Raw genomic sequence first — 21,920 nt, forward strand, 5'->3', positions numbered from 1 at the left:
ACCTTCTTTACCGAAGCTTGGTCAGCTTGTCTGTGGCCGAGATCCAATGGGGGTGGCAGGCCCTCGACTACTTTCAAGCAAACGCTACCGCTGAGTTCGACTAGGAGGCACAAAGCGTGGTCTGGCCAGCTGGTATGGCGCGCGCGGCACGCAAGATCGCCGCGGCGGCGGCACTCGGCGGCGGCGGGCTCACGGCGCTCGGCGCCACGGCGTACGGATTGCTGATCGCCGAAGGGCTGCTCGCCCGGAAGGCCATCGGGCGCCCGCACGGGCTGGACGGGCCACCGTCCGACGGCACGTACGGCGACTTCCTCGGCGAGCCGCTCAAGCTCGCCATGCTCGGCGACTCCACCGCCATCGGGCTCGGCATGGAGGACCCCGCCGAGACCCCCGGCGTGCTGCTCGCGAACGGCCTGGCTTCCGCTGCCGAGCGCCCGGTGCGGCTGCTCGTCGTCGCCAAGTCCGGCACCCCGTCGGCGGAGCTGGGCGAGCAGGTGGACAAGGCGCTGACCATGGATCCCGACGTTGCGGTGATCTTCGTGGGGGCCAACGACATCATCACGCAGACGCCGCCCGCAACCGCCGTACGCCATCTGACCAAGGCCGTGCGGCGGTTGCGTGACGCGGGGGTCGAGGTCGTCGTGGGCACCTGTCCCGACCTCGGCACGGTGCGGCCGATCGCGCAGCCGCTGCGCTGGGTGACGCGGCGCTGGAGCCGCCAGCTGGCGGCGGCGCAGACGGTGGCGGTGGTGGACGCGGGCGGCCGTACGGTGGCGTTCGCCGACGTCCTGGGCCCGGAATTCGATACAAATCCGACAGAAATGTTCGGACCGGATCGTTTCCATCCATCTGCCCGAGGTTACGCGCAGGCCGCTAACGCAGTGCTACCGTCGGTGTGCGCTGCGTTGGGGCTGTGGCCTGAGCCGCGGCCCGCACGTGGCGAAGCACTGCAACCGATCTACCTCGCGGCGGCTACGGCCGCGGAGGAGCCCGGCACCGAGGTCACCGCGACCAGGGTCGACGGGCGGGCGACGGGCCTGCACGGAAAGTGGGCGACGTTGCTCCGCCGGCGGCTCGGCGTGACGCTCAACGACGCCCGGCGTCTGACGCCCAGGCTCGACGAGACCCTCGACGACGCCTGACGTCCCGCGCTCAGGCTCGATCGGGGCGGAACGCGCCCGGTGCCGGTCACTCTGCGCGCCGGAGTCGCCACTCCTCGTCCTCTTTGGAGTGGATTGCCCGTGCAGCGGCCCCCCAGGAAACCGTCCATCGCCCTCGCAGGAGCCCTCGTAGGAGCCCTCGCCGCGACCGCCTGCTCCGGCAGCGACGCGGCCACCACCACGGCCTTCCCGGCCTGGCAGAACACCCAGGTCAACGTCGTCAGCCGGATGGCGGTCGCGGGCGGGGTGGTCGCCGCCACCTCCATGAAGCCCGACGGCACGCTCGAGACCGTCGCCGTCGGCCTCCGCGACGGCAGGCGGCTGTGGGCATATCCGGCCACGATGGCCGGCCGCCTGCCCGGCATGGGCGTCTCGACCCCCGCGATCGTGGAGACCTCCCAGGGCCAGGGCGTGGTCGTCGCGCTCGACCCGGCCAAGAGCGGCCACTGGAACGCCACCCTCGTGGCCCGCGACGCCCGTTCCGGGGCGCAGAAGTGGACCAGGCCGATGCATTCGACGTTCGGGCCGCAGCGCTGCGGCCCGTACGTCTGCGTGTCCGAGCACACCGCCCTGGCCAAGGCCCGCACGGTGGTGCTCGACCCGCTCACGGGCAAGCTCCTGTGGAAGCTGCCGGGGATCTCCGAGGTGGAGTGGTCGGACCAGGCCCGGGTCCTGCTCCTCAGGCTGGCCGCCAACCCCATGGTGGAGTCGTACGAGCTCAAGACCGGCAAGCTCCAGTGGCAGCAGCCGATCGAGCAGGCGCTCGGCCCGGGCATCGACATGTCGGGCGGGTGGGCGTTCGGCGCGACAGGTGACGACCTGGTCGGCTACGTCGCCCCCTACACGAACCCGCAGACCAAGAAGGTCTCCGCCTTCGGCCTGTTCTCCATCAAGATCGGCGACGGCACGGTCAACTGGATGCGGCCGTCGGTCGTACGCGTCTATCCCAGCGGCAACCCCGGCTACGCGCCCGTCGTGCGCCCCGTCGACCGCCAGGGGGCCTACGGCGGCTTCGCCCGGCTGGAGTCGGAGAGCGGCCGGGTGCTCGGACAGATCACCGCGGCCGACGTCCCCGGCTCCGGCTGGTGGCTGGCCTTCCCCGACCGGATGGACAAACTGGGCTTCCTCAAGCACAACGCCAAGGGCTCGGCCTTCGACCTGGCCACCGGCAAGCCGGTGCCGGTCGAGCAGGAGCGCGGCTGGTCCTTCTGCGTCACCGACCCCAAGCCGCTGCCGCTGCGCGGGCAGGCGCCGGGGTTCTACTCGACGGCCGCCGTCTGCGAGTACGACCTCGCCACCGGCAAGCGGGTCCAGGGCGATGTCGTGCCGCCCCCCTGGTTCACCGGCAGCCAGGACGGGTGGCGGCTGTGGCACGACGAGAAGGGGGCGATCCACGCCCTCAACGACCAAACAGCCGCCGCTCCGGGTATGTACGGATAGAACCGAATATAGTTCTATCTGTAGCACCGACAAAGGAGGGGCCATGCCCGAGGCAGTCATCGTCGCTACCGCGCGTTCCCCGATCGGACGGGCCTTCAAGGGCTCGCTCAAGGAGATCCGCCCCGACGACCTGACCGTGCAGATGATCCAGGCGGCGCTGGCCAAGGTGCCCCAGCTCGATCCCTCGTCCATCGACGACATCATGCTGGGGTGCGGGCTGCCTGGGGGCGAGCAGGGGTTCAACATGGCCCGGGTGGTGTCGGTGATGCTCGGGCTCGACAATGTGCCCGGCACGACCGTGACGCGTTACTGCTCCTCGTCGCTGCAGACGACGCGGATGGCGTTCCACGCGATCAAGGCGGGCGAGGGGGACGTGTTCGTGTCGGCCGGGGTGGAGATGGTGTCCCGGTTCGTCAAGGGCAACTCCGACTCGCTGCCCGACACGCAGAACCCGGTCTTCACGGACGCCGTGGGACGCACCAAGGCGTTCAGCGAGGGCGGGAAGGTCTGGCACGACCCGCGCGAGGACGGCGAGATCCCCGACATCTACATCGCGATGGGACAGACCGCCGAGAACCTCGCCCAGCTCAAGGGGGTCACGCGGCGGGATCAGGACGAGTTCGGGGTGCGCTCGCAGAACCTGGCGGAGAAGGCGCTGGCCGACGGGTTCTGGGCGAAGGACATCACACCCGTGACGCTGCCCGACGGGACGGTGGTGGAGAAGGACGACGGGCCGCGGGCGGGGACGACGTACGAGAAGGTCGCCACCCTCCAGCCCGTCTTCCGGCCCGACGGCACGGTGACCGCCGGCAACTGCTGCCCGCTGAACGACGGGGCGGCGGCCGTGGTCGTGATGAGCGACGTCAAGGCCGCCGAGCTGGGGATCACGCCGCTGGCCCGGATCGTCTCGACCGGCGTCACGGGGCTGTCCCCGGAGATCATGGGCCTGGGGCCGGTGGAGGCCTCGAAGCAGGCGCTCGCGCGGGCGGGGATGGCGATCGAGGACGTCGACCTCGTGGAGATCAACGAGGCCTTCGCGGCCCAGGTCATCCCGTCCTATCGGGACCTCGGGATCCCGCTGGACCGGCTCAACGTGAACGGCGGGGCCATCGCGGTGGGGCACCCGTTCGGGATGACGGGGGCGCGCATCACGTCCACGCTGATCAACAGCCTCCAGCACCACGACAAGTCCATCGGCCTCGAGACGATGTGCGTCGGCGGCGGCCAGGGCATGGCGATGATCTTTGAGCGTCTGAGCTGATCTCTCACCGGCTGCGCCCGGCCGCCAAGGGACGGTCGCGGTGCGCGCGGCGCCGATCCACCGCCGTGCGCCCGCGTCCCGACTGCCCGGCACCCCGCCGGGCGGGAGTCAGCCGCGGAAGTCCGGGCCGGCGTGGGTGGGGGTGATGCGGAGGAGGAGGCGGCGGTCGCGGATCATGGCGGCGCGGTAGTCGTCCCAGTCCGGGTGCTCGCCTGAGATGTCCCGATAGTACGAGATCAGCCCGTCCATGGCCTCCGGGAGCGACAGGAGGTCGGCCGTGCCGTCCACCTGGATCCAGTCGCCGTAGAAGCCGTCCGTGAAGACGCAGAGCGAGACGTTCGGGTCGCGGCGGGCGTTACGGGCCTTCACGGCCGTTTCGCGGGTGCTGATGATGATCTGGTCACCCGCCACCCCCGCGGTCACCGGCGACATCTGCGGGCGCCCATCGCGATGCCTGGTGAGGAGGACGGCGTGGTGGTTGGTGCGGAGGAAGGCGAGTGCCTTGTCGAGATCCATCCAGCCATGATGACGCGCCCGCGCTGGGAGCACGGGCGCGGGATGGATGGGCTTAGATGAAGCCCATGCGGTTACGGCGGTGCCGCTCGTGCTCGTGCACGATCGCGGCGGCGTAGCCGTGGGACAGCCCGTGCTCGTCGGCGAGCCAGTTGGCCCGTTCGTCGCATCTCAGGAAAGACGGGCCGTTGTCGATGGCTTGGAACCACTCTGGGAGTTCGCGTCCCGTGATGGATGGGACCCTGGCGATGAGCTTTGTCTGCGTCTCCGGTGAGTGGTTCAAGGACATGGGCACCTCCGCGGATAACGGTCCTTGGTCTCGACACTGCAACAATCACGCCCGAATGGCAACCCCCCAACCAGGCATCATTTTGTGACGGCACGTAGATTTTCGGTCGCGTACGGCAAAGGGCCCCGCCGGAACGGCGAGGCCCTCGGTGGTTACGCGGAGGTGAACGATCAGTCGCTGCTCGTGAAATAGCTGACGAAGCGGAGCACCTCGAGGTAGATCCAGACCAGGCTCAGCGTCAGGCCGAACGCGCACTGCCAGGCGAACTTCTCCGGCGCGCCCTGACGGACGCCCTGCTCGATCGAGTCGAAGTCGAGCAGCAGGAAGAAGCAGCCGATCAGGATCATGACGATGCTGAACGCCCAGCCGATCGGGCTGTCGGTGCGCAGGCCGAGGCCGCCGTCGGCGAACAGGCCGACGATCATGTTGACCAGCAGCAGCCCGAGCGCCGCGATGCCCGCCGCGAGGCCGAACTTCACCAGCTTGGGCGTGACGCGGATGACGCGCAACGAGTAGACCGTCAGCACCGCGCCGAACGCGAACGCCGTGCCGAGCACGGCCTGCAGCACGATGCCGCTGATGGCGCCCTCGAAGACGGCACTGATCTTGCCGAGGAACACGCCCTCGAAGGCGGCGTACGCCAGAATGAGCGCCGGGTTGGTGCTCTGCGTGAACGAGGCGATCAGCCCCAGGATCAGTGCGACGATGGCGGCGCCGACGGCGACCATGGGCGGGACGTTGAGGATCCACGCCGCGGCCGCGGCCACGACGAGCACCCCGAGGGTGAGGAACCCGCGCACGACGACGTCGTCAAGTGTCATGGTGCGGTACGCGGGCCGGGTGGGGGTCGCGTACGACGGAGCGTCGTACATGTTCTGCAACTGGCTGGGTGACGGTGTCGGCCCGGCCCAGCCCGCGGCCTGCTGCCGCGACCTGCTGAAAACGGGGTTCTTGCTCTCCATCGCTGCCTCCTGTGACGCCGAGCCTACGGGGCGCAGCGGCACCTTGGTCACTGGCGTGTCAGATCGATGTTCATTTGGGACTTCGGCAGGGAGTCAACGAACGGCCCCACCGCCGAGTTCCCAAGGTCATCGGGGCAGTTCCAAGATCATCCAGGCCCCGCCACGGGCGATCTGACAACGAGCGCCTTTTACTGTCCGTCCGCGCGAAAAGACCGGCAGTAATGCTGTAGTCAAGCATTCACAGAAAGAAACGTCCCCGGAGAAGCCGGAAGAGGCAGAAAAACCGCGCCCTGTCAATATGGTCAGAGGCGAAAAGCAAACGACGCCCACATGAGCTTACTCACCCCGTCCGCGAGCGGTTCGACCGGCACGGCGGGGACGGCGGGAACCCCTGCCGGCAGGGGCGTTGCGGCCCTTGAGCGGCCGGCCGCATAACAACTCGATATCGGCCGCGGCGAGGCCGTCCGACGATCGCGGTAAACCTCCAGGTCAGGGACCCAAAGGCGGTGAAGACGGCAAGTGCCCCCGGCGGGATTCGAACCCGCACGTCAACCCTTTTAAGGGGTTTGCCTCTGCCATTGGGCTACGGGGGCGCCGCAATCATACGAAACAGACCATGGTTCCGAGGAGCACAACTTCGCATCAAGAGTCACAACTGTGAAGTCTGCGGTGAAGTGATAGAGCTCCAGGCACTCTGTCCAAGATGAGTAGGCCGTCCAGATGGTCCAGTTGGTGCTGAATGCAGCGGGCTTCGAGGGCATCCGCTTCGATGGTGACGGGCTCGCCCGTACCTGGCAAATGCGCATGTACGGTGATGCGGCTCGCACGGGGAACGTCTGCCGTGAGCCCCGGGATGGACGCGCACCCCTCCCGCCCGGGGTCCCAATGGGAGGCGCTGGCGAGCCGTGGATTGGCCAGGACGAGCTCCCCGGCCCACGAACGGGTTCTGGGGTGCAGCCGGGTGTCAAAGGCGATCAGGCGCCAGCTGAGGCCGATCTGAGGGGCCGCCAGGCCGGGCGTGGAGGTCTCCCGGCGCAGAGTCGCGAGGAGGTCGGCGGCGGCGGCCACGACCTCGGGGGCGGTCGGATCGACCGGCTCGGTCGTCGCGGACAGGAGAGGATGAGGGGCGTCCAGTATCTCGCGCGGGGTCCCCTTGCGGCCGCCGACCACCGCCCGGAGCGGGCCGCCCCTCGCATTCACAACAGATCCGGTTCGACGGGCCGGAAGGTTATCTCCGAGTCCAGGCAGGCGCCGACGGCCGCCAGCCTGCGCATGAGCGCCGCCACGTCCACCTCCTTCGGCAGCTCGACGTCGGCGATCAGCACGTACAGCCGGCCGGTGAGCCTGGTGCTCATCCCGGTGATGTTGCCGCCGTCCTCGGCCAGCACGGCGCTGATGGCCGAGATGATCCCCGGCCGGTCAGGTCCGTGCACGGTCAGCACATAGCCGAGACCGCCTCCCTCCTCGCAGAAGTGACGCTGGGCCTCGATGGCGGACGCGGTCACCACGAGGTCGGGCGCGCACAGACGTTTCAGGAGTTCGGCGGAGTCCAAGTCGCCCGACACCAGCAGCATCATCGCCACGTGGCCACCGAGCAACGTCATCGTCGAGTCCTGGATGTTCGCTCCGCAGTCGGCGAGCGAACCGGTGACTGCGGCGATCACGCCGGGCCGGTCGACGCCGAGCACGGTCACCGCTGAGAGCCCCACCCGTGGTACCCCTTCCGCTTGCGACCAGGGGTGCCGAAAACGCCCCGGCGAGGCTCGCCGGGGCGCTGCCTTGCGTGGGCTAGCGGCGGGTCGTGGCGACCGCGGCCCTGAAGTCCTCACGCGGGTGCTCCATCTCACCCAGCGAGATCGTCTCCCGCTTGAAGAACAGGGCCAGGGTCCAATCGACGACGACACGTACCTTGCGGTTCAGCGTCGGCACCCGCGACAGATGGTAAGTGCGGTGCATGAACCATGCAGGGAATCCGCGAAGCTTGACGCCATAGACATTGGCGACGCCTTGGTGAAGGCCCAATCCGGCCACCGATCCGACATACTTGTGGCGGTATTCGACCAGTTGCTGTCCGCGCAGGTGACGGACGATGTTGTCGGCCAGCACCTTGGCCTGCCGGACGGCGTGCTGGGCGTTCGGGGCGCAGAACTGGCCGGGGTTCGTCACGTCGGGCACACCGGCGGCGTCTCCGGCCGCGAAGGCGCCGGGGGCGCCGGCGACCGTGAGCATGGCGGTGGCCTTGACCCGGCCGCGCTCGTCGAGCGGCAGGTCGCTGTCGTTCACAACGGGGCTGGGCTTGACGCCCGCGGTCCACACGAGGGTCTCCGCGTCGAACTCCGAGCCGTCCGAGAGGATCACGCGTCCGCCGACGCAGGACTCCAGCCGGGTCTCGAGCTTGACCTCGATGCCGCGCTCGCGCAGCTGCTCCAGCGTCCACTTGCCCATCTCGGGGCCGACCTCGGGCAGCACCCGGTTGGTGGCCTCCACGAGCACCCAGCGGATGTTCGACGGCTTGATGTTGCGGTAGTAGCGCGTGGAGTGCTTGGCCATGTCCTCGAGCTCGGCGAGCGCCTCGACGCCCGCGAAGCCGGCCCCGACCACCACGAACGTGAGCGCCCTGCGCCGCACCTCCGGGTCGTCGGTCGACTCCGCCAGGTCGAGCAGGTAGAGCACGCGGTTGCGCAGCGCGATGGCCTCGCCCACGGTCTTGAAGCCGATGCCGATGTCGGTGAGGCCGGGGATGGGCAGCGTGCGCGAGATCGATCCGGCGGCCATCACGATCACGTCGTAGGAGACCTGGCGCGGCGCGCCCTCGGCCGGCTGGAACGTGACGGTGCGCTCGGAGTGGTTGATCTTGGTGACCGTGCCGTTGAGGATCTGCACCTGGGGCAGGATCCGCCGCAGCGGCGCCACCATGTGCCGGGGCGAGAGGTTACCCGCGGCCGCCTCAGGCAAGAAGGGCTGGTAGGTCATGTAGGACTGGGGGTCGATGATCGTGATGCGTGCCTCGCCGCCGCGCAGCTCCCGATGGAGTTTGCGCTGCAGCCGGAGCGCTGTGTACAGGCCGACGTATCCACCGCCGACGATCAAGATGTGCTTGTTCATCCTGAGGCCCCATCCCTCGTGGAGTGCTTGTGAAAGCATTCACAAGCTTACGTCAAGCGCGCTTGATGAATCCAACCCGGGGGTGGTGCAACGCGTCACACAGCCAGTGACCTGGCCTTGGTGAAGACGTCGTCCAGCATCTGGGCGGTGACGCGGCCGGTGAAGGTGTTCTGCTGGCTGGGGTGGTAGCAGCCCAGGAGCGTGACCGGCGCCCCCGCGTACCGGACCTCGACCTCGGCGCCGTGCCCGAACGGCGGCCTGCTGCGCGGCAGCTCGTAACCGGCGTCCTTGAGCGCGGGCCACACGGCCTGCCAGGCGTAGCCGCCGAGCGCCACCACCACCCGCACGTACGGCGCGACGAGCCGCACCTCGCGCGCCATCCACGGGAAGCACGCGGCCTTCTCCGAGGGCGTCGGCTTGTTCGCGGGCGGCGCGCAGCGCACCGACGCCAGCACCCGCGCCCCGATGAGCTCCTGCCCGTCCCCCGCGTGCGTGCTGGTCTCCCGCGCGGCCAGCCCGGTGCGGTGCAGCGAGGCGAACAGCCAGTCGCCGCTGCGGTCACCGGTGAAGATACGCCCGGTCCTGTTGCCGCCGTGCGCGGCCGGGGCCAGCCCGACGATCAGGATCCGCGGCTGCTCGTCACCCCAGCCGGGGACCGGACGGCCCCAGTACGTCTGGTCCGCGAACGCGCGCCGCTTCACCTCGGCGACCTGCTCGCGCCATTCCACCAGGCGGGGGCAGGCACGGCAGACGGACTGGCCGGCCGTGAGCTCCGCGAGGGTGCCGCTGGTGGCGGCGAGGCGGCGCACGTCCGCGGGGTCGAGCGCGACCGGGGTGTCAGCGGTCGCCGGATCCTCGGGCCAGCCGGTGCCAGGAGGTACGAAGCTCATGACACCGATGGTGCCCGATCACCTGCCCTGCTTCTGACTGGGTGCCGGGCTGGGCGTCGGGGTCGGGGTCGGGCAGGCGCTCTTCTGCGCGGCGGCACCCTGATCGACCGCCTCGTCCTGGTTGATCAGCGGCAGCGGGTAGCGGTTGAGTATGGGCTCGCCGCACGACCGGTCGACCGTGTAGCCGTAGTCCTCGGGGCTGGTGGTCAGCGGCTTGCCGTCCTGGTCGTAGAGGTAGACGTCGCTCAGCGGGATGCCGTCCTTGGCGTACGGCTTGATGTTGTAGACGCCCTCGCTCGACGACGCCGGGTCCACCCACACCGCCGGCGGTGACTCAGCCATGGCGACGGGCTGCTGTTCCGCGCCGTGGTCGGCGGCCGAGACCAGCCCGGCGAACAGCGTCAGCGCCGCCACCAGGTTGAGCGCCGCCATGAGAGCCATGCCCAGCCGTCCCCTGCGCCGCCTGCCGAGCCAGACCGAGGCCCACACGCCCGCCGCGGCCAGTGCCCAGCCGGCGAGGTTCGGCGGGACGAGCCCGCCGTCGCCGGTCGCCGCCAGCAGCAGCATGGCCAGCAGGTAGCCGCGCAGCACCCACCATCCGGGGCGCAGCTCCGGCAGGAAGCCCACAAGGCTCCGGTACGGCCCCTGGCCCATCAGCCTGGTGTGCGCGCCCAGCGCCCACGCCCGAGGGTCGGGACGGCGCCTACGGCGGCTCTGAGGCCGCTCTCCGTACGCGGCCGCCAGCTCCTCCGCGTAGACCTCCGGCCGCCCGAGCCGGTGCTCCAGCGGCAGATCCGACTCCGCCGCGATCTCGGCCAGGTGGTCGTCGAGGTCTTCGAGCAGCTCCTCCCGATCGGGATGGTCGGCGAGGGCATCCCGTACGGCCTGCGCATACTGGTCGGGGGTCATGCTTGTCCCTCCTTGAGCAGGGATGCCATGGTGGCGGAGAAAGAGGCCCAGGTCTTGGCGGACTCGGCGTACATGCCCCTGCCCACCTCGTTGAGCCCGTAGTACTTGCGGTGCGGCCCCTCGTCGGAGGCCACCACGTACGACGTCAGCGCCCCGGCCTTGAACAGGCGCCGCAACGTGCCGTAGACCGAGGCGTCGCCCACCTCTTCCAGACCGGCCTCCCTGAGGCGGCGCAGCACGTCGTATCCGTAGCCGTCGCGCTCGTTGAGCACGGCGAGCACGGCGAGGTCGAGCACACCCTTGAGAAGCTGGCTGTGATCCACGGTTGGAACACTACTGTGCAAAGCGAAGTAGTGGCAACAAGAAACCGGGCGGCGCCCGAGGGAGCCGCCCGGTTCTCAGTCAGTCATGCGACCTCGTTCACGCCGAGGTGGAGCTGGTGGGCGTGGGAGTCGGGGTCGGAGTCGGGGTCGGGGTCGGGGTCGAGCACGGCGCGTACGACTTGGTGATCGTGGCGCTGTTGTCCGGACCCGTGACCGTCAGCGTCACGGTGCCGCCCTTGGCGTCGTCGCCGCTCAGTGCCTTGGAGAACGAGTCGACGCTCTTCGTGCCGCCGTCCCAGCCGAAGTACTCGGCGCCGCTGGAGACCGTCTTGCCGTTCAGCGACCAGTTCCAGGAGACCCGGGCGCGGCCGGTGGAGGTGATGGTGCCCAGAGCGTTGAGCGTGCAGGCCGAGGTGGTCGACACCGAGGCGGAGGCGGTGACCCTGGCGTCCGGAGCCTCGTCCTTGCACCAGACCCGGTAGTAGGCCCGGTTGGAGGAGGTGGCGTCGGGGCTCAGGACCTCCAGCTGCGCCCAGCCGCGCTGGCTGTGACGCGGCGAGATGCCGAGGTAGACCTTGCGCGAGTCGTAGACCCGGACCTTGCCGTAGTCGACCACGTCACCGTTGAGGATCCAGCGGTAACGCACCCACGCCGGGGTGTCGGAGTTGATCAGACCGACGAAGTCGATCTTGTCGCCGGGGGTGCAGGGGCCGGTGTACGAGTCGGGGCTGGCCCACGCGCGCGCCGACACCTTCGGGTCGAGGTGCGAGCGCACCTCCTTCGGCTCCTGGCAGGAGACGGAGAAGTAGCCCTTGCCGGAGGTGACCTTCCGCGGACCGAGGACCTGGACGGCCTCCCAGCCCCGGACGTCCTCGCTGAAGGTGATGGACTGCCGGACCGTCACCGACTTGGTGCCCTTGCCCTTGAGCGTGATCGACTTGATCTTGCCCTTGGACCCGTCACCGTGGAGCCAGCGGTAGGCCACCTTGGTCTTGCCCTTGACCGTGACCTTGATCCTGGCCGCGAAGCTGACCGTGACCGGGCAGGATCCCTCGTAGTTCCGGTCCGACGCGTACGGCGTCGCCACCGAGACCTTGGGCTTGGCCTTCGTCGCCGCCTGGGCGGGGCCGGCGACCAGGCCCGCTGCCATGGCGGCCAGCACCGCGGCGGACGCGCCGACCGCCGCCAACCTGCGTGCTAACCCAACAGACTTCATGTGAGAGTGCTCCATTCCGTGAGGGAAGGTACGCGCTCGGGAACGGTCGCCACGCTGTCACCTTTCGTGCACAGCTATATGGCAAAGCCCCCGTAATGCCTCTTTACCTAATCACAATACTGATTGCACACTCAACTCATGACATGTACCGGAAATGTCCGGATTTCTTCAGCTATCGGGCGATTGTCCATGCAATGCCGTCGAGGATGTCGTGTTCGCTAACCACGACCTGGGAAAACGCGAAACGGCGTACGATCCGGTCAAGTATTAGCGCCCCCGCGCCAATCACATCGACTCTTCCCGGATGCATGACCGCCACCTCGGCACGCTCACCATGGGTCATCGCGAGCAGCCGCCGCGTCACCTCGTGAACCTCTTCGGCGGAAATCCGGGAGTGGTGAATCCGCTCCGAATCGTAGGCGGGCAGGCCGAGCGCCATACCCGCGACCGTCGTCACCGATCCCGCCAGGCCCACCAGCGTGCGGGCCTGATGGACGGGCACCTCCGCCTCGACCCGGTCGAGCGCCGCCTCGATGTCGGCCACCACGGCCTCCAGGGCCGGCGCGGAAGGCGGGTCTCCGGCGTCCTTGAGGTGCCGCTCGGTCAGGCGTACGCAGCCGATGTCCACCGACAGCGCCGCCTCGGCGTGCTCGGAGCCGACCACGAACTCGGTGGACCCGCCCCCGATGTCCACCACCAGGTACGGGGGCATCGGCCCCTGCGGCAGCTCGGTCTCCGGCGACAGCCGTATCAGGCCCTTGGTCGCGCCGGCGAAGGAGAGCTCGGCCTCCTCGGATCCCGACACCACCTCCGGCTCGACCCCGAAGATCTCGCGGACCCCGTCCACGAACTCCTGCCGGTTGGCCGCGTCCCTGGTCGCGCTCGTGGCGACCACGCGGGTCCGGGTGGCGCCGTGCCGGTCGATCAGCTCGCGGTAGGCGCGCATGGCCTTGAACGTGCGGTCCAGGGCGTCGGGGGCCAGCCTGCCGGTCCTGTCGACACCCTGGCCGAGGCGTACGATCTCCATGCGCCGCTCGACGTCGTCGATGAGGTCGTCGCCCACGTCGGCGACGAGCAGGCGTACGGAGTTGGTGCCGCAGTCGACGGCGGCTACACGCATGGTCCGTCACTCCACCAATCGGGAAGCGCCTCGAGCGCCTCCCTGCCGAAGGGGTTCGCGCCGGGCACCGCCAGCTCGTGCGCGACGAGCGCGTGCAGGCACTTGACCCGCAGCGGCATGCCGCCGGTGCTCTGCATGTCGCGCGGCAGCGGCTCGAGGCCCTGCTCCTGTGCGGCCTCGTCGCGCCTGGCGACGTAGTCGTCGTGCGCCGCCCGGTAGTCGGCGGCCAGCTCGGGATCGGTGGTTAGCCTGGCCTGCATCTCCCGCATCAGTCCCGAGCCTTCGAGCGTGCCGATGGCCGAGGCCGCCTTGGGACAGGTCAGGTAGTAGAGGGTCGGGAACGGCGAGCCGTCGGGCAGCCGCGGCGCGGTCTCCACCACGTCGGGGTTGCCGCACGGGCAGCGGTGCGCCACCGCGCGCAACCCCCTGGGCGGGCGCCCGAGCTGCCGTCGTACTGCCTCGACGTCGCGCTCATGGTCGCGCCCGCTTCGGCCCTCGTTGGCTCGTCCCTCGCTCTCTCGGGCCGAGCTCCTGCGCTCAAGGCTGTCCAACGCTTTCCTTCCCTGTCACGGCCCGCCGCCCCGTGCCCTGGTCGGCGGCCTCCACCGACTCCCAGAGCGTCTGGTACCACGGCGGCGCGGCCGGTTGCTGCTGCACGGCCGTCTGCTGCTTGGGCTGCTGGCGCTCCATCACCACGAAGCACTTCTCTCCGGGCCCGCAGTAGAACAGCCGTTCCTTGGCCGTCTTCTTGATCCAGTTGGGATCGTTGGTCTGCCGGTCGCGCTCCAGCAGCGCCTGCTTCTCCGCCTCGACCCTGGCCTTCTCCGCCCGGAGCTCGGCGATGCTGCGGCGCAGGCTGATGTACTCGCGCACGGGGTAGGCCAGGCTCATCGCGATCGCGCACACCACGATGGCCAGGATGGCGGCCCGCCCGGTCAGCTGCGGTCTTTTCGCCACGTGCTCTGAACCCCCTCAAGTACGAGGCTCGCGGTGAGACAGCGCCGGACCGCGAGCCGTACTCGAAACTAGCGCCGGAAACGCGGGAACGCGGCGCGACCCGCGTAACGGGCGGCGTCGTCCAGGAGCTCCTCGATGCGCAGCAGCTGGTTGTACTTCGCCACGCGGTCGGAGCGGGCCGGGGCCCCGGTCTTGATCTGGCCGCAGTTGACCGCCACCGCCAGGTCGGCGATCGTCGTGTCCTCGGTCTCGCCGGAGCGGTGGCTCATCATGCAGCGGTAGCCGCTGCGGTGGGCGAGGTCCACGGCGTCGAGCGTCTCCGACAGCGTGCCGATCTGGTTGACCTTGACCAGCAGGGCGTTGGCGGTGCCCTCCTTGATGCCGCGCTCGAGCCGCTCCGGGTTGGTGACGAACAGGTCGTCGCCGACGAGCTGCACCTTGTCGCCGAGCGCCTCGGTGATGGCCTTCCAGCCGGCCCAGTCCTCCTCGTCGAGCGGGTCCTCGATGGAGACCAGCGGGTAGTTGGCGACCAGGTCCTCGTAGAACGCGATCAGCTCCTGCGCCGACAGGCCCTTGCCGTCGATCGTGTAGACGCCGTCCTTGTGGAACTCGGAGGCGGCCACGTCGAGCGCCAGCGCGATGTCGTCGCCCGGCACGTAGCCGGCCCGCTCGATGGCGACCAGGATGAGGTCGAGCGCGTCGCGGTTGGACGGCAGGTTGGGCGCGAACCCGCCCTCGTCGCCCAGGCCCGTGGCGTAGCCCTTCTCCTTGAGCACGCTCTTGAGCGCGTGGTAGACCTCGGTGCCCATGCGCACGGCCTCGCGGAACGACTCCGCCCCGATCGGCGCGATCATGAACTCCTGGATGTCGACGTTGGTGTCGGCGTGGGCGCCGCCGTTGAGGATGTTCATCATCGGCACGGGCAGCACGTGGGCGTTGGGCCCGCCGACGTAGCGGAAGAGCGGCAGGTCGGCGCTGTCGGCGGCGGCCTTGGCGACGGCCAGCGACACGCCGAGGATGGCATTGGCGCCGAGCTTGGCCTTGTTGGGCGTGCGGTCCAGGTCGATCATGATCTGGTCGATGATCCGCTGGTCCTCGGCCTCGACGCCGTTGATCTCCTCGAAGATCTCGTCGGTCACGGCCAGGACGGCCTTCTCCACGCCCTTGCCGCCGTAGCGCTTGCCGCCGTCACGCAGCTCGACCGCCTCGAACTGGCCGGTGGACGCCCCGCTGGGCACGGCCGCGCGGCCGGTGCTGCCGTCGTCGAGCACGACCTCGACCTCGACCGTGGGGTTGCCTCGGGAGTCGAGGATCTCGCGGGCGTATACGACCTCGATGGTAGCCACGGGATGCGCTCCTAAATCGGAAAGGCAATATGCCATCAGAGCCTATCGGTACGTCCGTACGCCACACCGCACGGTCACGCCCGTGCCCCGGTGGCCCCGCGACGGGTCAGGCGGATTCCCAGGCGTGGACGCGGTCGCGGTACGCGCGGGCCGCGGCCCGGAGCTCGGCCTCGGCGTCCAGGCCGGCGTCCGCGGCCCGGCGGACCAGGTCGAAGAGCTCGCGCGCCACGCCCTGACCCACGGCGGCCGCCAGCGAGTCGGGCGCGCCGGCGCGGGAGGCGCGGCGCAGCAGCTGGGCGGCCAGTGACAGCGCGGGCTGCCCCATGGGCACGCCCTCGAGCACGGACTCGCGCCCCTTGGCCGCCCGCTCGGCCGCCTTGATCGCCTCCCAGTTGTCGTTGACCTCGTCGGCGCTCTCCGCCCGCACGGAGCCGAAGACATGGGGGTGGCGGCGTACGAGCTTCTCCACGATCCCGGCCGCCACGTCGTCCATGTCGAAACCGTCGGCCACCCGCGCGTGGAAGACCACCTGCAGCAGCAGATCCCCCAGCTCCTCGCGGAGCGCCGCATAGTCGCCCTGCTCGATGGTCTCCAGCACCTCGTAGGCCTCTTCGAGCAGGTACGGCACCAGCGACTCGTGCGTCTGCTTACGGTCCCACGGGCACTCGGTGCGCAGCCGGTCCATCACCGCCACCAGGTCGAGCACCCGCGCCCCCGGCAGGTCGTACGAGCCCGGCACGACCTCGACCAGCGGCGGCTCCTCGAGCGCGATCGCGGCGTGCCCCACCGCGCGCATGAAGTCCTCGGAGTCCTTCTCGGACGTCGACGCCAGCCACACGACGGTCTCGCCGACCGCCCGCACGGCCAGCCCCCGCGGGTCGGGCTCCACGACCTCGACCGCGACCCCCGCCTCCTCCAGGTACGGGAGCTGCGGATGCGCGGCCGAGCCGGTCAGCACCGGCCCGGAGCGCAGCGCCTGCCAGGCCTGGTGGCTCAGCAGGCCCGGCGCGACCCTGGGCGAGGTGGTGACGACGATCAGCGGCACGGCTCAGCCCCGCTGCTGCTGCGCCTGCTGGGAAGCGGCCTTGCCGAACCGGCCCGCGTCGATGAACAGCGCCGGGTTCTCCTGCGACGGCGACGTGTTGACCACGCCGAAGCGGGGGCTGAACGTCGTCTTGATCGTGGCGAACTCCTTGCGCAGCTGGTCCGTGCCGCCCTGGCCGGCCGCCTGCTGCAGCTTGGCCATGCCGACGGCCGTGCGCGCGTATTCGCGGGCGTAGGTCGGCGCGACACCCAGGGCCAGCAGGTTGATCTCGGGGCTCTGGTACTGGCCCGGGTCCTGGAGCTTGGCGTCGATCTCCTTGTCGGTCACCTGCACGTTGCGGCGGGCCATGAACTGCCTGGCCGCGCTGATGTCGGCCAGCCGCTGCAGCACGTACTGGGTGACCGGCACGCCGAGCGCCGTCTCGTCCAGGTTGTTCCTCTTCAACGAGACCTTGTACGCCTCCGCGTCCGCGGTGAGCTGGCTCGTCGAGATGCGCTCGTTCCCCACCACGGCCGCGGCCCCGGCCTGCATGGGGGAGGAGCAGGCGGTCAGGGCGATGCCCACCGCCGCGGCGGCCACAGCCACTCGTATCGACTTCACGTGCGTCCCTTTCCGACCGAAAACCGCCGCTAGCTTACCCGCGCTGGCTCGAGGAACAGTGCCTCGACCAGGTCACCGCACCATTTGAGCAGGTCGAGATCGCGTAGCGGCTGCCCCCCGAGCGGCTTGGTCTTGGGGACGGGCACCAGCAGCGTCTCGGCCGCCTGCTTGTATATCGCCTTCTTGTAGAGCCGGTCGAGCCGGACCTGCTGCGACTCCCTCAGCCTGGCGGGACCGAACTTGATGTTCTGGCCCTGCAGCGTGACGTCCGTGAGCCCGGCCTGGCGCGCCTTGATCCGGAACCTGGCCACCTCCAGGAGGTTCTCCACCTCCGCGGGCGGCTTGCCGTAGCGGTCGGTCAGCTCGTCGCGCACCTCGTCGATGTCGGCGGGGGTGGCGATGGCCGCCATCCGCTTGTACGCCTCCAGCCGCAGCCGCTCGGAGGTCACGTAGTCGTGCGGGATGTGGGCGTTGATCGGCAGCTCGACCTTGACGTCGGGCTGCTCCTCGCGCGCCTCGCCGCCGTCCAGCTTGGCCTTCTGCTCCTGCACCGCCTCGGCCATTAGCCGCACGTACAGGTCGAAACCGACGCCGGCGATGAACCCGGACTGCTCGGCGCCAAGCACGTTGCCGGCGCCGCGGATCTCCAGGTCCTTCATCGCGACGTACATGCCCGCGCCCATCTCGGTGTGCTGCGAGATCGTGGCCAGCCGCTCGTGGGCGGTCTCGGTCAGCGGCTTCTCCGGCGGGTAGAGGAAGTAGGCGTAACCGCGCTCCCTGCCCCGCCCGACGCGCCCCCGGAGCTGGTGGAGCTGCGACAGGCCGTAGTTGTCGGCCCGGTCCACGATCAGCGTGTTGGCGTTGGGCACGTCGAGCCCGGACTCGACGATCGTGGTGGAGACCAGCAGGTCGTACTCCCGCTCCCAGAAGCCCACCATGATCTTCTCGAGCTGGTGCTCGTTCATCTGCCCGTGCGCCACCGCGATGCGCGCCTCGGGCACCAGCTCGCGCAGCCGCGCGGCCACGCGGTTGATCGAGGCCACCCGGTTGTGCACGAAGAAGATCTGCCCGTCGCGCATCAGCTCGCGCCTGATCGCGGCCCCGATCTGCTTCTCCTCGTACGGCCCCACGAACGTGAGGATCGGGTGCCGCTCCTCGGGCGGCGTGAGGATCGTGGACATCTCGCGGATGCCGGTCAGGCCCATCTCCAGCGTGCGCGGGATCGGCGTGGCCGACATGGCCAGCACGTCGACCTGCGTACGCAGGTGCTTCATCGCCTCTTTGTGCTCGACGCCGAACCGCTGCTCCTCGTCGATGATGATCAGCCCGAGGTCCTTGAACCTGACCTCGGGGCTGAGCAGCCGGTGCGTGCCGATCACCACGTCGACCGCGCCCGACCTGAGCCCTTCGAGCGTGCCCTTGACCTCGCCGTCGGTCTGGAAGCGGGAGATCGGCTTGAGCGTGACAGGGAAGCTGGAGAAGCGCTCGGTGAACGTCGACATGTGCTGCTGCACCAGCAGCGTCGTCGGCACCAGCACGGCCACCTGCTTGCCGTCCTGCACCGCCTTGAACGCCGCCCGCACCGCGATCTCGGTCTTGCCGTAGCCGACGTCGCCGCAGATCAGCCGGTCCATCGGAACGCCGCGCTCCATGTCGCGCTTGACCTCGTCGATGGCCTCGAGCTGGTCGCCGGTCTCGGCGTACGGGAAGGCGTCCTCCATCTCCCGCTGCCACGGCGTGTCCGCCCCGAAGGCGTGGCCCGGCGAGGCCATGCGGGCGGAGTAGAGCCTGATCAGCTCCCCCGCGATCTCCTTGACCGCCTTCTTCGCCCTGGACTTGGCCTTGGCCCAGTCGGCGCCGCCCATGCGGTTGAGCGTGGGAGCCTCGCCGCCGACGTAGCGGGTGACCTCGTCGAGCTGGTCGGTCGGCACGTAGAGCCGGTCGCCCTTGGCGTACTCGATGACCAGGTATTCGCGGGTGGCGCCCTGGACCGTGCGCTGCACCATCTCGACGTAGCGGCCCACGCCGTGCTGCTCGTGCACCACGTGGTCGCCGACCTTGAGCTGGAGCGGGTCGACCATGTTGCGGCGGCGCGAGGGCAGGCGCCGCATGTCCTTGGTGGACGCCTTCTGCCCGACCAGGTCGAGGTGGGTGAGCACGGCCAGGCTGGGGGTGATGAAGCCGTGCTCGATGAGCCCCGTCGAGACGTGGACGACCTTGGGCTCGGGCGCCTCGTCCAGGAACTGCTGGAGCCTGGCGGGCACGTCGACGCCCTTGAGCAGCTCCACCATGCGCTCGGCGGGCCCGTGGCCCTCGCTGAGCAGCACGACGGCCTTGTCGTCGGCCAGCCAGCCCTTGATGTCGGCCAGCGCCTTGGCGGTGTCGCCGCGGTAGGCCTCGGAGTCCTGGGCGTCGAGCTCGACCCCGCCGCCGAACGGCGCCATCGTCCACCACGGCTGGCCCAGCACGTCGGCGTGGTCGCGGATCTCCTCCAGGGTGCGGAACGCCGCCGCGCCCAGGTCGATGGGCGCCTCGCCGCCGGCCGCCGCGTTGATCCAGGAGGCCTCCAGGAACTCCTGCGAGGTGCGTACGAGCTCCTCCGCTCGCCCCCTGATCCGCTCGGGGTCGCAGACGAACACCGCGGAGCGCACCGGCAGGTGGTCGAGCAGCAGGTCCATCTCCCCTGCCAGCACGGGCGCGAACGCCTCCATGCCCTCGACCGGCGTACCCTCGGCGAGCTGGTCGAGCACCTCGGCCAGCGCCGGGTACTGCTCGGCCAGCTCCCGAGCCCGGCCCCTGACCTCGTCCGTCAGCAGCAGCTCCCGGCACGGCGGCGCGAACAGCCCGCCCTCCGCCGCCTCGAGCGAGCGCTGGTCGGCCACCTTGAACCAGCGGATCTCCTCGACCGTGTCGCCCCAGAACTCCAGCCGGAGCGGGTGCTCCTCGGTCGGCGGGAACACGTCGAGCAGCCCGCCGCGCACGGCCACCTCGCCGCGCTTCTCCACCATATCGACCCGGTGGTAACCGTTGTTCACCAGGCGTTCGACCACGTCCTCGAGGTCGGCGTCGTCGCCCGCCCGCAGCCGGATCGGCTCGAGATCGCCGAGCCCCTTCACGATCGGCTGCAGCAGCGCCCTGACCGGCGCCACGATCACGCTGAGCGGCCCGGCCGCGACGTCGCCCTTGATCGGGTGCGCCAGCCGCCTCAGGACCGCCAGCCGCTGCCCCACGGTGTCGCTGCGCGGCGAGAGCCGCTCGTGCGGCAGCGTCTCCCACGCCGGGAACACCGCCACCGAGTTGGGCTCGATGAGGCTGGTCAGGGCCGCGGCGAGGTCTTCCGCCTCACGCCCCGTGGCGGTGACCGCGAGCACGGTCCGCTGGTCGTGCGTGGCCAGCGCGGCCACGCCGAACGGCCGCAGCGCGGACGGCGCGACCAGCGCGACGTCGCCGCCCTCTTCGAGAGCGGCGGTCAGCTTCGGGTCGGCGCGAACAAGGTCAAGTAGCCCGGAAAGACTCATCAGATACGCCCACAGCCCCACGACGGCAACACGACTACCCCCGGCCGAGTCAGGTCGCGGGGGTCCCCTCCCAGGGTACTCGCCGACACACCCTCAGCCGATCCGATAACCAGGCACGGAGGGCCAGCGCACGGTGAGCACGGTGGAAGCCTCCTCCGCATACCACGAATGGTCGACGCCCTTGCCCCAGACCACGTAGTCACCGGGCTCGGAGAGCAGCACACTGCGGCCCGGCAGCTCCACCCGGAACCGGCCGCTGATCAGCACCAGCAGGGCGGTGCGCTCCTCGCCCCTGACCCACTCCCCCCGCTCGTCGCCCGGCGGGTGGACGCCCCACTTGATCTCGACATCGTCGCTGTGCCTTGGGTCGCCGAGGGGTTTGAAATGACCCAGCAGCCAGCCCCGGTCCGCGGCCGCGTCGACGCCGGCGTTCCCCACATAGACCACATCGCTCACGGGCCAGGACGCTAGCAGGGAAATGCCTTACTGATTCGGATCGATTGATTACTGTAGGTGACATGTCTGAGGTGCGATCGGTCGCCCCAAGAGGCGACCTTTTCGGTCAGCGGGTCCGCGAGCAGTGGGCCGGCCTGCTCGGCAGGCGGCTCGACGTGCTCGTCGCCGGGTGCGCGCACGACGAGCCGCTCGCCCTGGAGCGGATCGAGACGAGGGCCACCGGGGTCGACGAGGACCACCCCTCGATCAGGGCCGTGCTGGGCGAGCGCGCCGACCTGGTGTCGTGGTCGCTGGGCGACCTGCGCTGCGTGCCTCTGCCGCCCAGGTCGTACGACGTGATCCAGGTGTCCTTCCTGCTCGAGCGGGTCAGGCACGCGGAGCTCGTGCTCGACCGGCTGCTGCAGGCGCTGCGCCCGGGCGGCCTGGTGCTGCTGCGCATGCGCGACCGCAGGTCCGCCTACGGCCTGCTCGACCGGATCACGCCGTCGTGGCTGCGCCGCGTGCTGTGGCGCCTGGTCGTCGCCCCCGGCACGCCGGGCCCGTTCCCCGCCGTGTACGAGCCGCTGGCCTCGAGCGACGGCATGCACGCGTTCTGCCTCAGCCGCGGGCTCATGATCACCGACGACACGCGGAACACCAGCGGCCCCGCGCGCAAGCGCGGGTTCGCCGCCGCCGCGGTCGCCGCGGTCGCCAAGCTGACCAACGGCCGCTATCCCGCCGACCATGACGAGATCACGATGGTGATCAGGAAGCCCCAGCACCACTTCGCCCGGCTGCTCTAGCTCGTCTCGGCGTCCAGGGGGACTAGCG

General features: G+C 69.9%; 22 protein-coding genes and 1 tRNA gene. 4 read left to right on the forward strand and 19 right to left on the reverse strand.

Going from position 1 to position 21,920, the window contains the following annotated elements; translation table 11 throughout:
* Positions 1-116: 116 nt before the first annotated feature.
* From AB0H84_RS11120 to AB0H84_RS11130, 3 genes are all read left to right on the forward strand, one after another.
* Positions 117-1,142, forward strand: coding sequence for an SGNH/GDSL hydrolase family protein (locus AB0H84_RS11120; RefSeq protein ID WP_357601599.1), 1,026 nt, complete (start codon positions 117-119; stop codon positions 1,140-1,142).
* Between the two features lie 99 nt (positions 1,143-1,241).
* Positions 1,242-2,600, forward strand: coding sequence for a PQQ-binding-like beta-propeller repeat protein (locus AB0H84_RS11125; protein ID WP_357601602.1), 1,359 nt, complete (start codon positions 1,242-1,244; stop codon positions 2,598-2,600).
* Between the two features lie 43 nt (positions 2,601-2,643).
* Positions 2,644-3,861: an acetyl-CoA C-acetyltransferase gene (locus AB0H84_RS11130; RefSeq protein ID WP_357601605.1), complete on the forward strand. Its 1,218-nt coding sequence runs from the start codon at positions 2,644-2,646 to the stop codon at positions 3,859-3,861.
* Between the two features lie 108 nt (positions 3,862-3,969).
* Here the strand turns inward: AB0H84_RS11130 and AB0H84_RS11135 are convergent, their stop codons facing one another.
* The 19 genes from AB0H84_RS11135 to AB0H84_RS11225 all read right to left on the reverse strand — a co-directional run bounded on the left by AB0H84_RS11135 (position 3,970) and on the right by AB0H84_RS11225 (position 21,110).
* Positions 3,970-4,377, reverse strand: coding sequence for a PPOX class F420-dependent oxidoreductase (locus tag AB0H84_RS11135; RefSeq protein WP_357601608.1), 408 nt, complete (start codon positions 4,375-4,377; stop codon positions 3,970-3,972).
* Positions 4,378-4,429: 52 nt separating this feature from the next.
* Positions 4,430-4,663 (reverse strand): DUF4287 domain-containing protein, encoded by a 234-nt coding sequence (locus AB0H84_RS11140; RefSeq protein WP_357601611.1) that lies wholly within the window; start codon positions 4,661-4,663, stop codon positions 4,430-4,432.
* Positions 4,664-4,833: 170 nt separating this feature from the next.
* Positions 4,834-5,625, reverse strand: coding sequence for a Bax inhibitor-1/YccA family protein (locus AB0H84_RS11145; RefSeq protein ID WP_357601614.1), 792 nt, complete (start codon positions 5,623-5,625; stop codon positions 4,834-4,836).
* A gap of 520 nt (positions 5,626-6,145) precedes the next feature.
* A tRNA-Leu gene (locus AB0H84_RS11150) sits at positions 6,146-6,218 on the reverse strand.
* Between the two features lie 49 nt (positions 6,219-6,267).
* Positions 6,268-6,825 (reverse strand): peptide deformylase, encoded by a 558-nt coding sequence (locus AB0H84_RS11155; protein ID WP_357601616.1) that lies wholly within the window; start codon positions 6,823-6,825, stop codon positions 6,268-6,270.
* Positions 6,822-7,334, reverse strand: coding sequence for an ACT domain-containing protein (locus AB0H84_RS11160; RefSeq protein ID WP_345002185.1), 513 nt, complete (start codon positions 7,332-7,334; stop codon positions 6,822-6,824). Before AB0H84_RS11160 ends, AB0H84_RS11155 begins: the two co-directional genes overlap by 4 nt.
* Positions 7,335-7,413: 79 nt before the next feature.
* Positions 7,414-8,730, reverse strand: coding sequence for an NAD(P)/FAD-dependent oxidoreductase (locus tag AB0H84_RS11165; protein WP_357601619.1), 1,317 nt, complete (start codon positions 8,728-8,730; stop codon positions 7,414-7,416).
* 95 nt (positions 8,731-8,825) lie between these two features.
* The gene (locus AB0H84_RS11170; RefSeq protein ID WP_357601622.1) at positions 8,826-9,620 is read right to left on the reverse strand and encodes a uracil-DNA glycosylase; all 795 of its coding nucleotides are present in this window, start codon (positions 9,618-9,620) and stop codon (positions 8,826-8,828) included.
* Positions 9,621-9,638: 18 nt separating this feature from the next.
* Positions 9,639-10,529, reverse strand: coding sequence for a hypothetical protein (locus tag AB0H84_RS11175; protein ID WP_357601625.1), 891 nt, complete (start codon positions 10,527-10,529; stop codon positions 9,639-9,641).
* On the reverse strand, positions 10,526-10,852 hold the full coding sequence (locus tag AB0H84_RS11180) for a PadR family transcriptional regulator (RefSeq protein WP_357601628.1): 327 nt from the start codon (positions 10,850-10,852) through the stop codon (positions 10,526-10,528). Before AB0H84_RS11180 ends, AB0H84_RS11175 begins: the two co-directional genes overlap by 4 nt.
* A 97-nt stretch (positions 10,853-10,949) precedes the next feature.
* Complete coding sequence (locus tag AB0H84_RS11185) at positions 10,950-12,068, reverse strand: hypothetical protein (RefSeq protein WP_357601630.1); 1,119 nt, start codon at positions 12,066-12,068, stop codon at positions 10,950-10,952.
* Positions 12,069-12,240: 172 nt separating this feature from the next.
* A complete protein-coding gene (locus tag AB0H84_RS11190) occupies positions 12,241-13,188 on the reverse strand; it encodes a Ppx/GppA phosphatase family protein (protein ID WP_357601633.1) in 948 nt (315 codons plus the stop codon).
* On the reverse strand, positions 13,179-13,610 hold the full coding sequence (locus tag AB0H84_RS11195; protein ID WP_357602032.1) for a DUF501 domain-containing protein: 432 nt from the start codon (positions 13,608-13,610) through the stop codon (positions 13,179-13,181). Before AB0H84_RS11195 ends, AB0H84_RS11190 begins: the two co-directional genes overlap by 10 nt.
* A gap of 115 nt (positions 13,611-13,725) precedes the next feature.
* Positions 13,726-14,145, reverse strand: coding sequence for a septum formation initiator family protein (locus AB0H84_RS11200; RefSeq protein WP_357601636.1), 420 nt, complete (start codon positions 14,143-14,145; stop codon positions 13,726-13,728).
* 68 nt (positions 14,146-14,213) lie between these two features.
* A complete protein-coding gene (eno, locus tag AB0H84_RS11205) occupies positions 14,214-15,491 on the reverse strand; it encodes a phosphopyruvate hydratase (RefSeq protein WP_357601639.1) in 1,278 nt (425 codons plus the stop codon).
* Between the two features lie 106 nt (positions 15,492-15,597).
* A complete protein-coding gene (locus AB0H84_RS11210) occupies positions 15,598-16,536 on the reverse strand; it encodes a MazG family protein (RefSeq protein WP_357601642.1) in 939 nt (312 codons plus the stop codon).
* Between the two features lie 3 nt (positions 16,537-16,539).
* Entirely contained in the window at positions 16,540-17,136 is a 597-nt protein-coding gene (locus AB0H84_RS11215; RefSeq protein ID WP_357601645.1) for a hypothetical protein, read from the reverse strand.
* A 29-nt stretch (positions 17,137-17,165) separates the two neighbouring features.
* Positions 17,166-20,654, reverse strand: a complete 3,489-nt coding sequence (mfd, locus tag AB0H84_RS11220) for a transcription-repair coupling factor (protein ID WP_357601648.1) — start codon at positions 20,652-20,654, stop codon at positions 17,166-17,168.
* A gap of 93 nt (positions 20,655-20,747) precedes the next feature.
* The gene (locus AB0H84_RS11225; protein WP_357601651.1) at positions 20,748-21,110 is read right to left on the reverse strand and encodes a signal peptidase I; all 363 of its coding nucleotides are present in this window, start codon (positions 21,108-21,110) and stop codon (positions 20,748-20,750) included.
* A gap of 62 nt (positions 21,111-21,172) precedes the next feature.
* On the opposite strand from AB0H84_RS11225, the gene AB0H84_RS11230 reads away from it, so the two are divergent.
* Positions 21,173-21,892 carry a class I SAM-dependent methyltransferase gene (locus AB0H84_RS11230; protein WP_357601654.1) on the forward strand — a complete coding sequence of 240 codons (720 nt, stop codon included), beginning with the start codon at positions 21,173-21,175 and terminating at the stop codon, positions 21,890-21,892.
* Positions 21,893-21,920: the final 28 nt, after the last annotated feature.

This window comes from Nonomuraea sp. NPDC050786 (assembly GCF_040654115.1).
In the GTDB taxonomy this organism is placed as follows: Bacteria; Actinomycetota; Actinomycetes; order Streptosporangiales; family Streptosporangiaceae; genus Nonomuraea.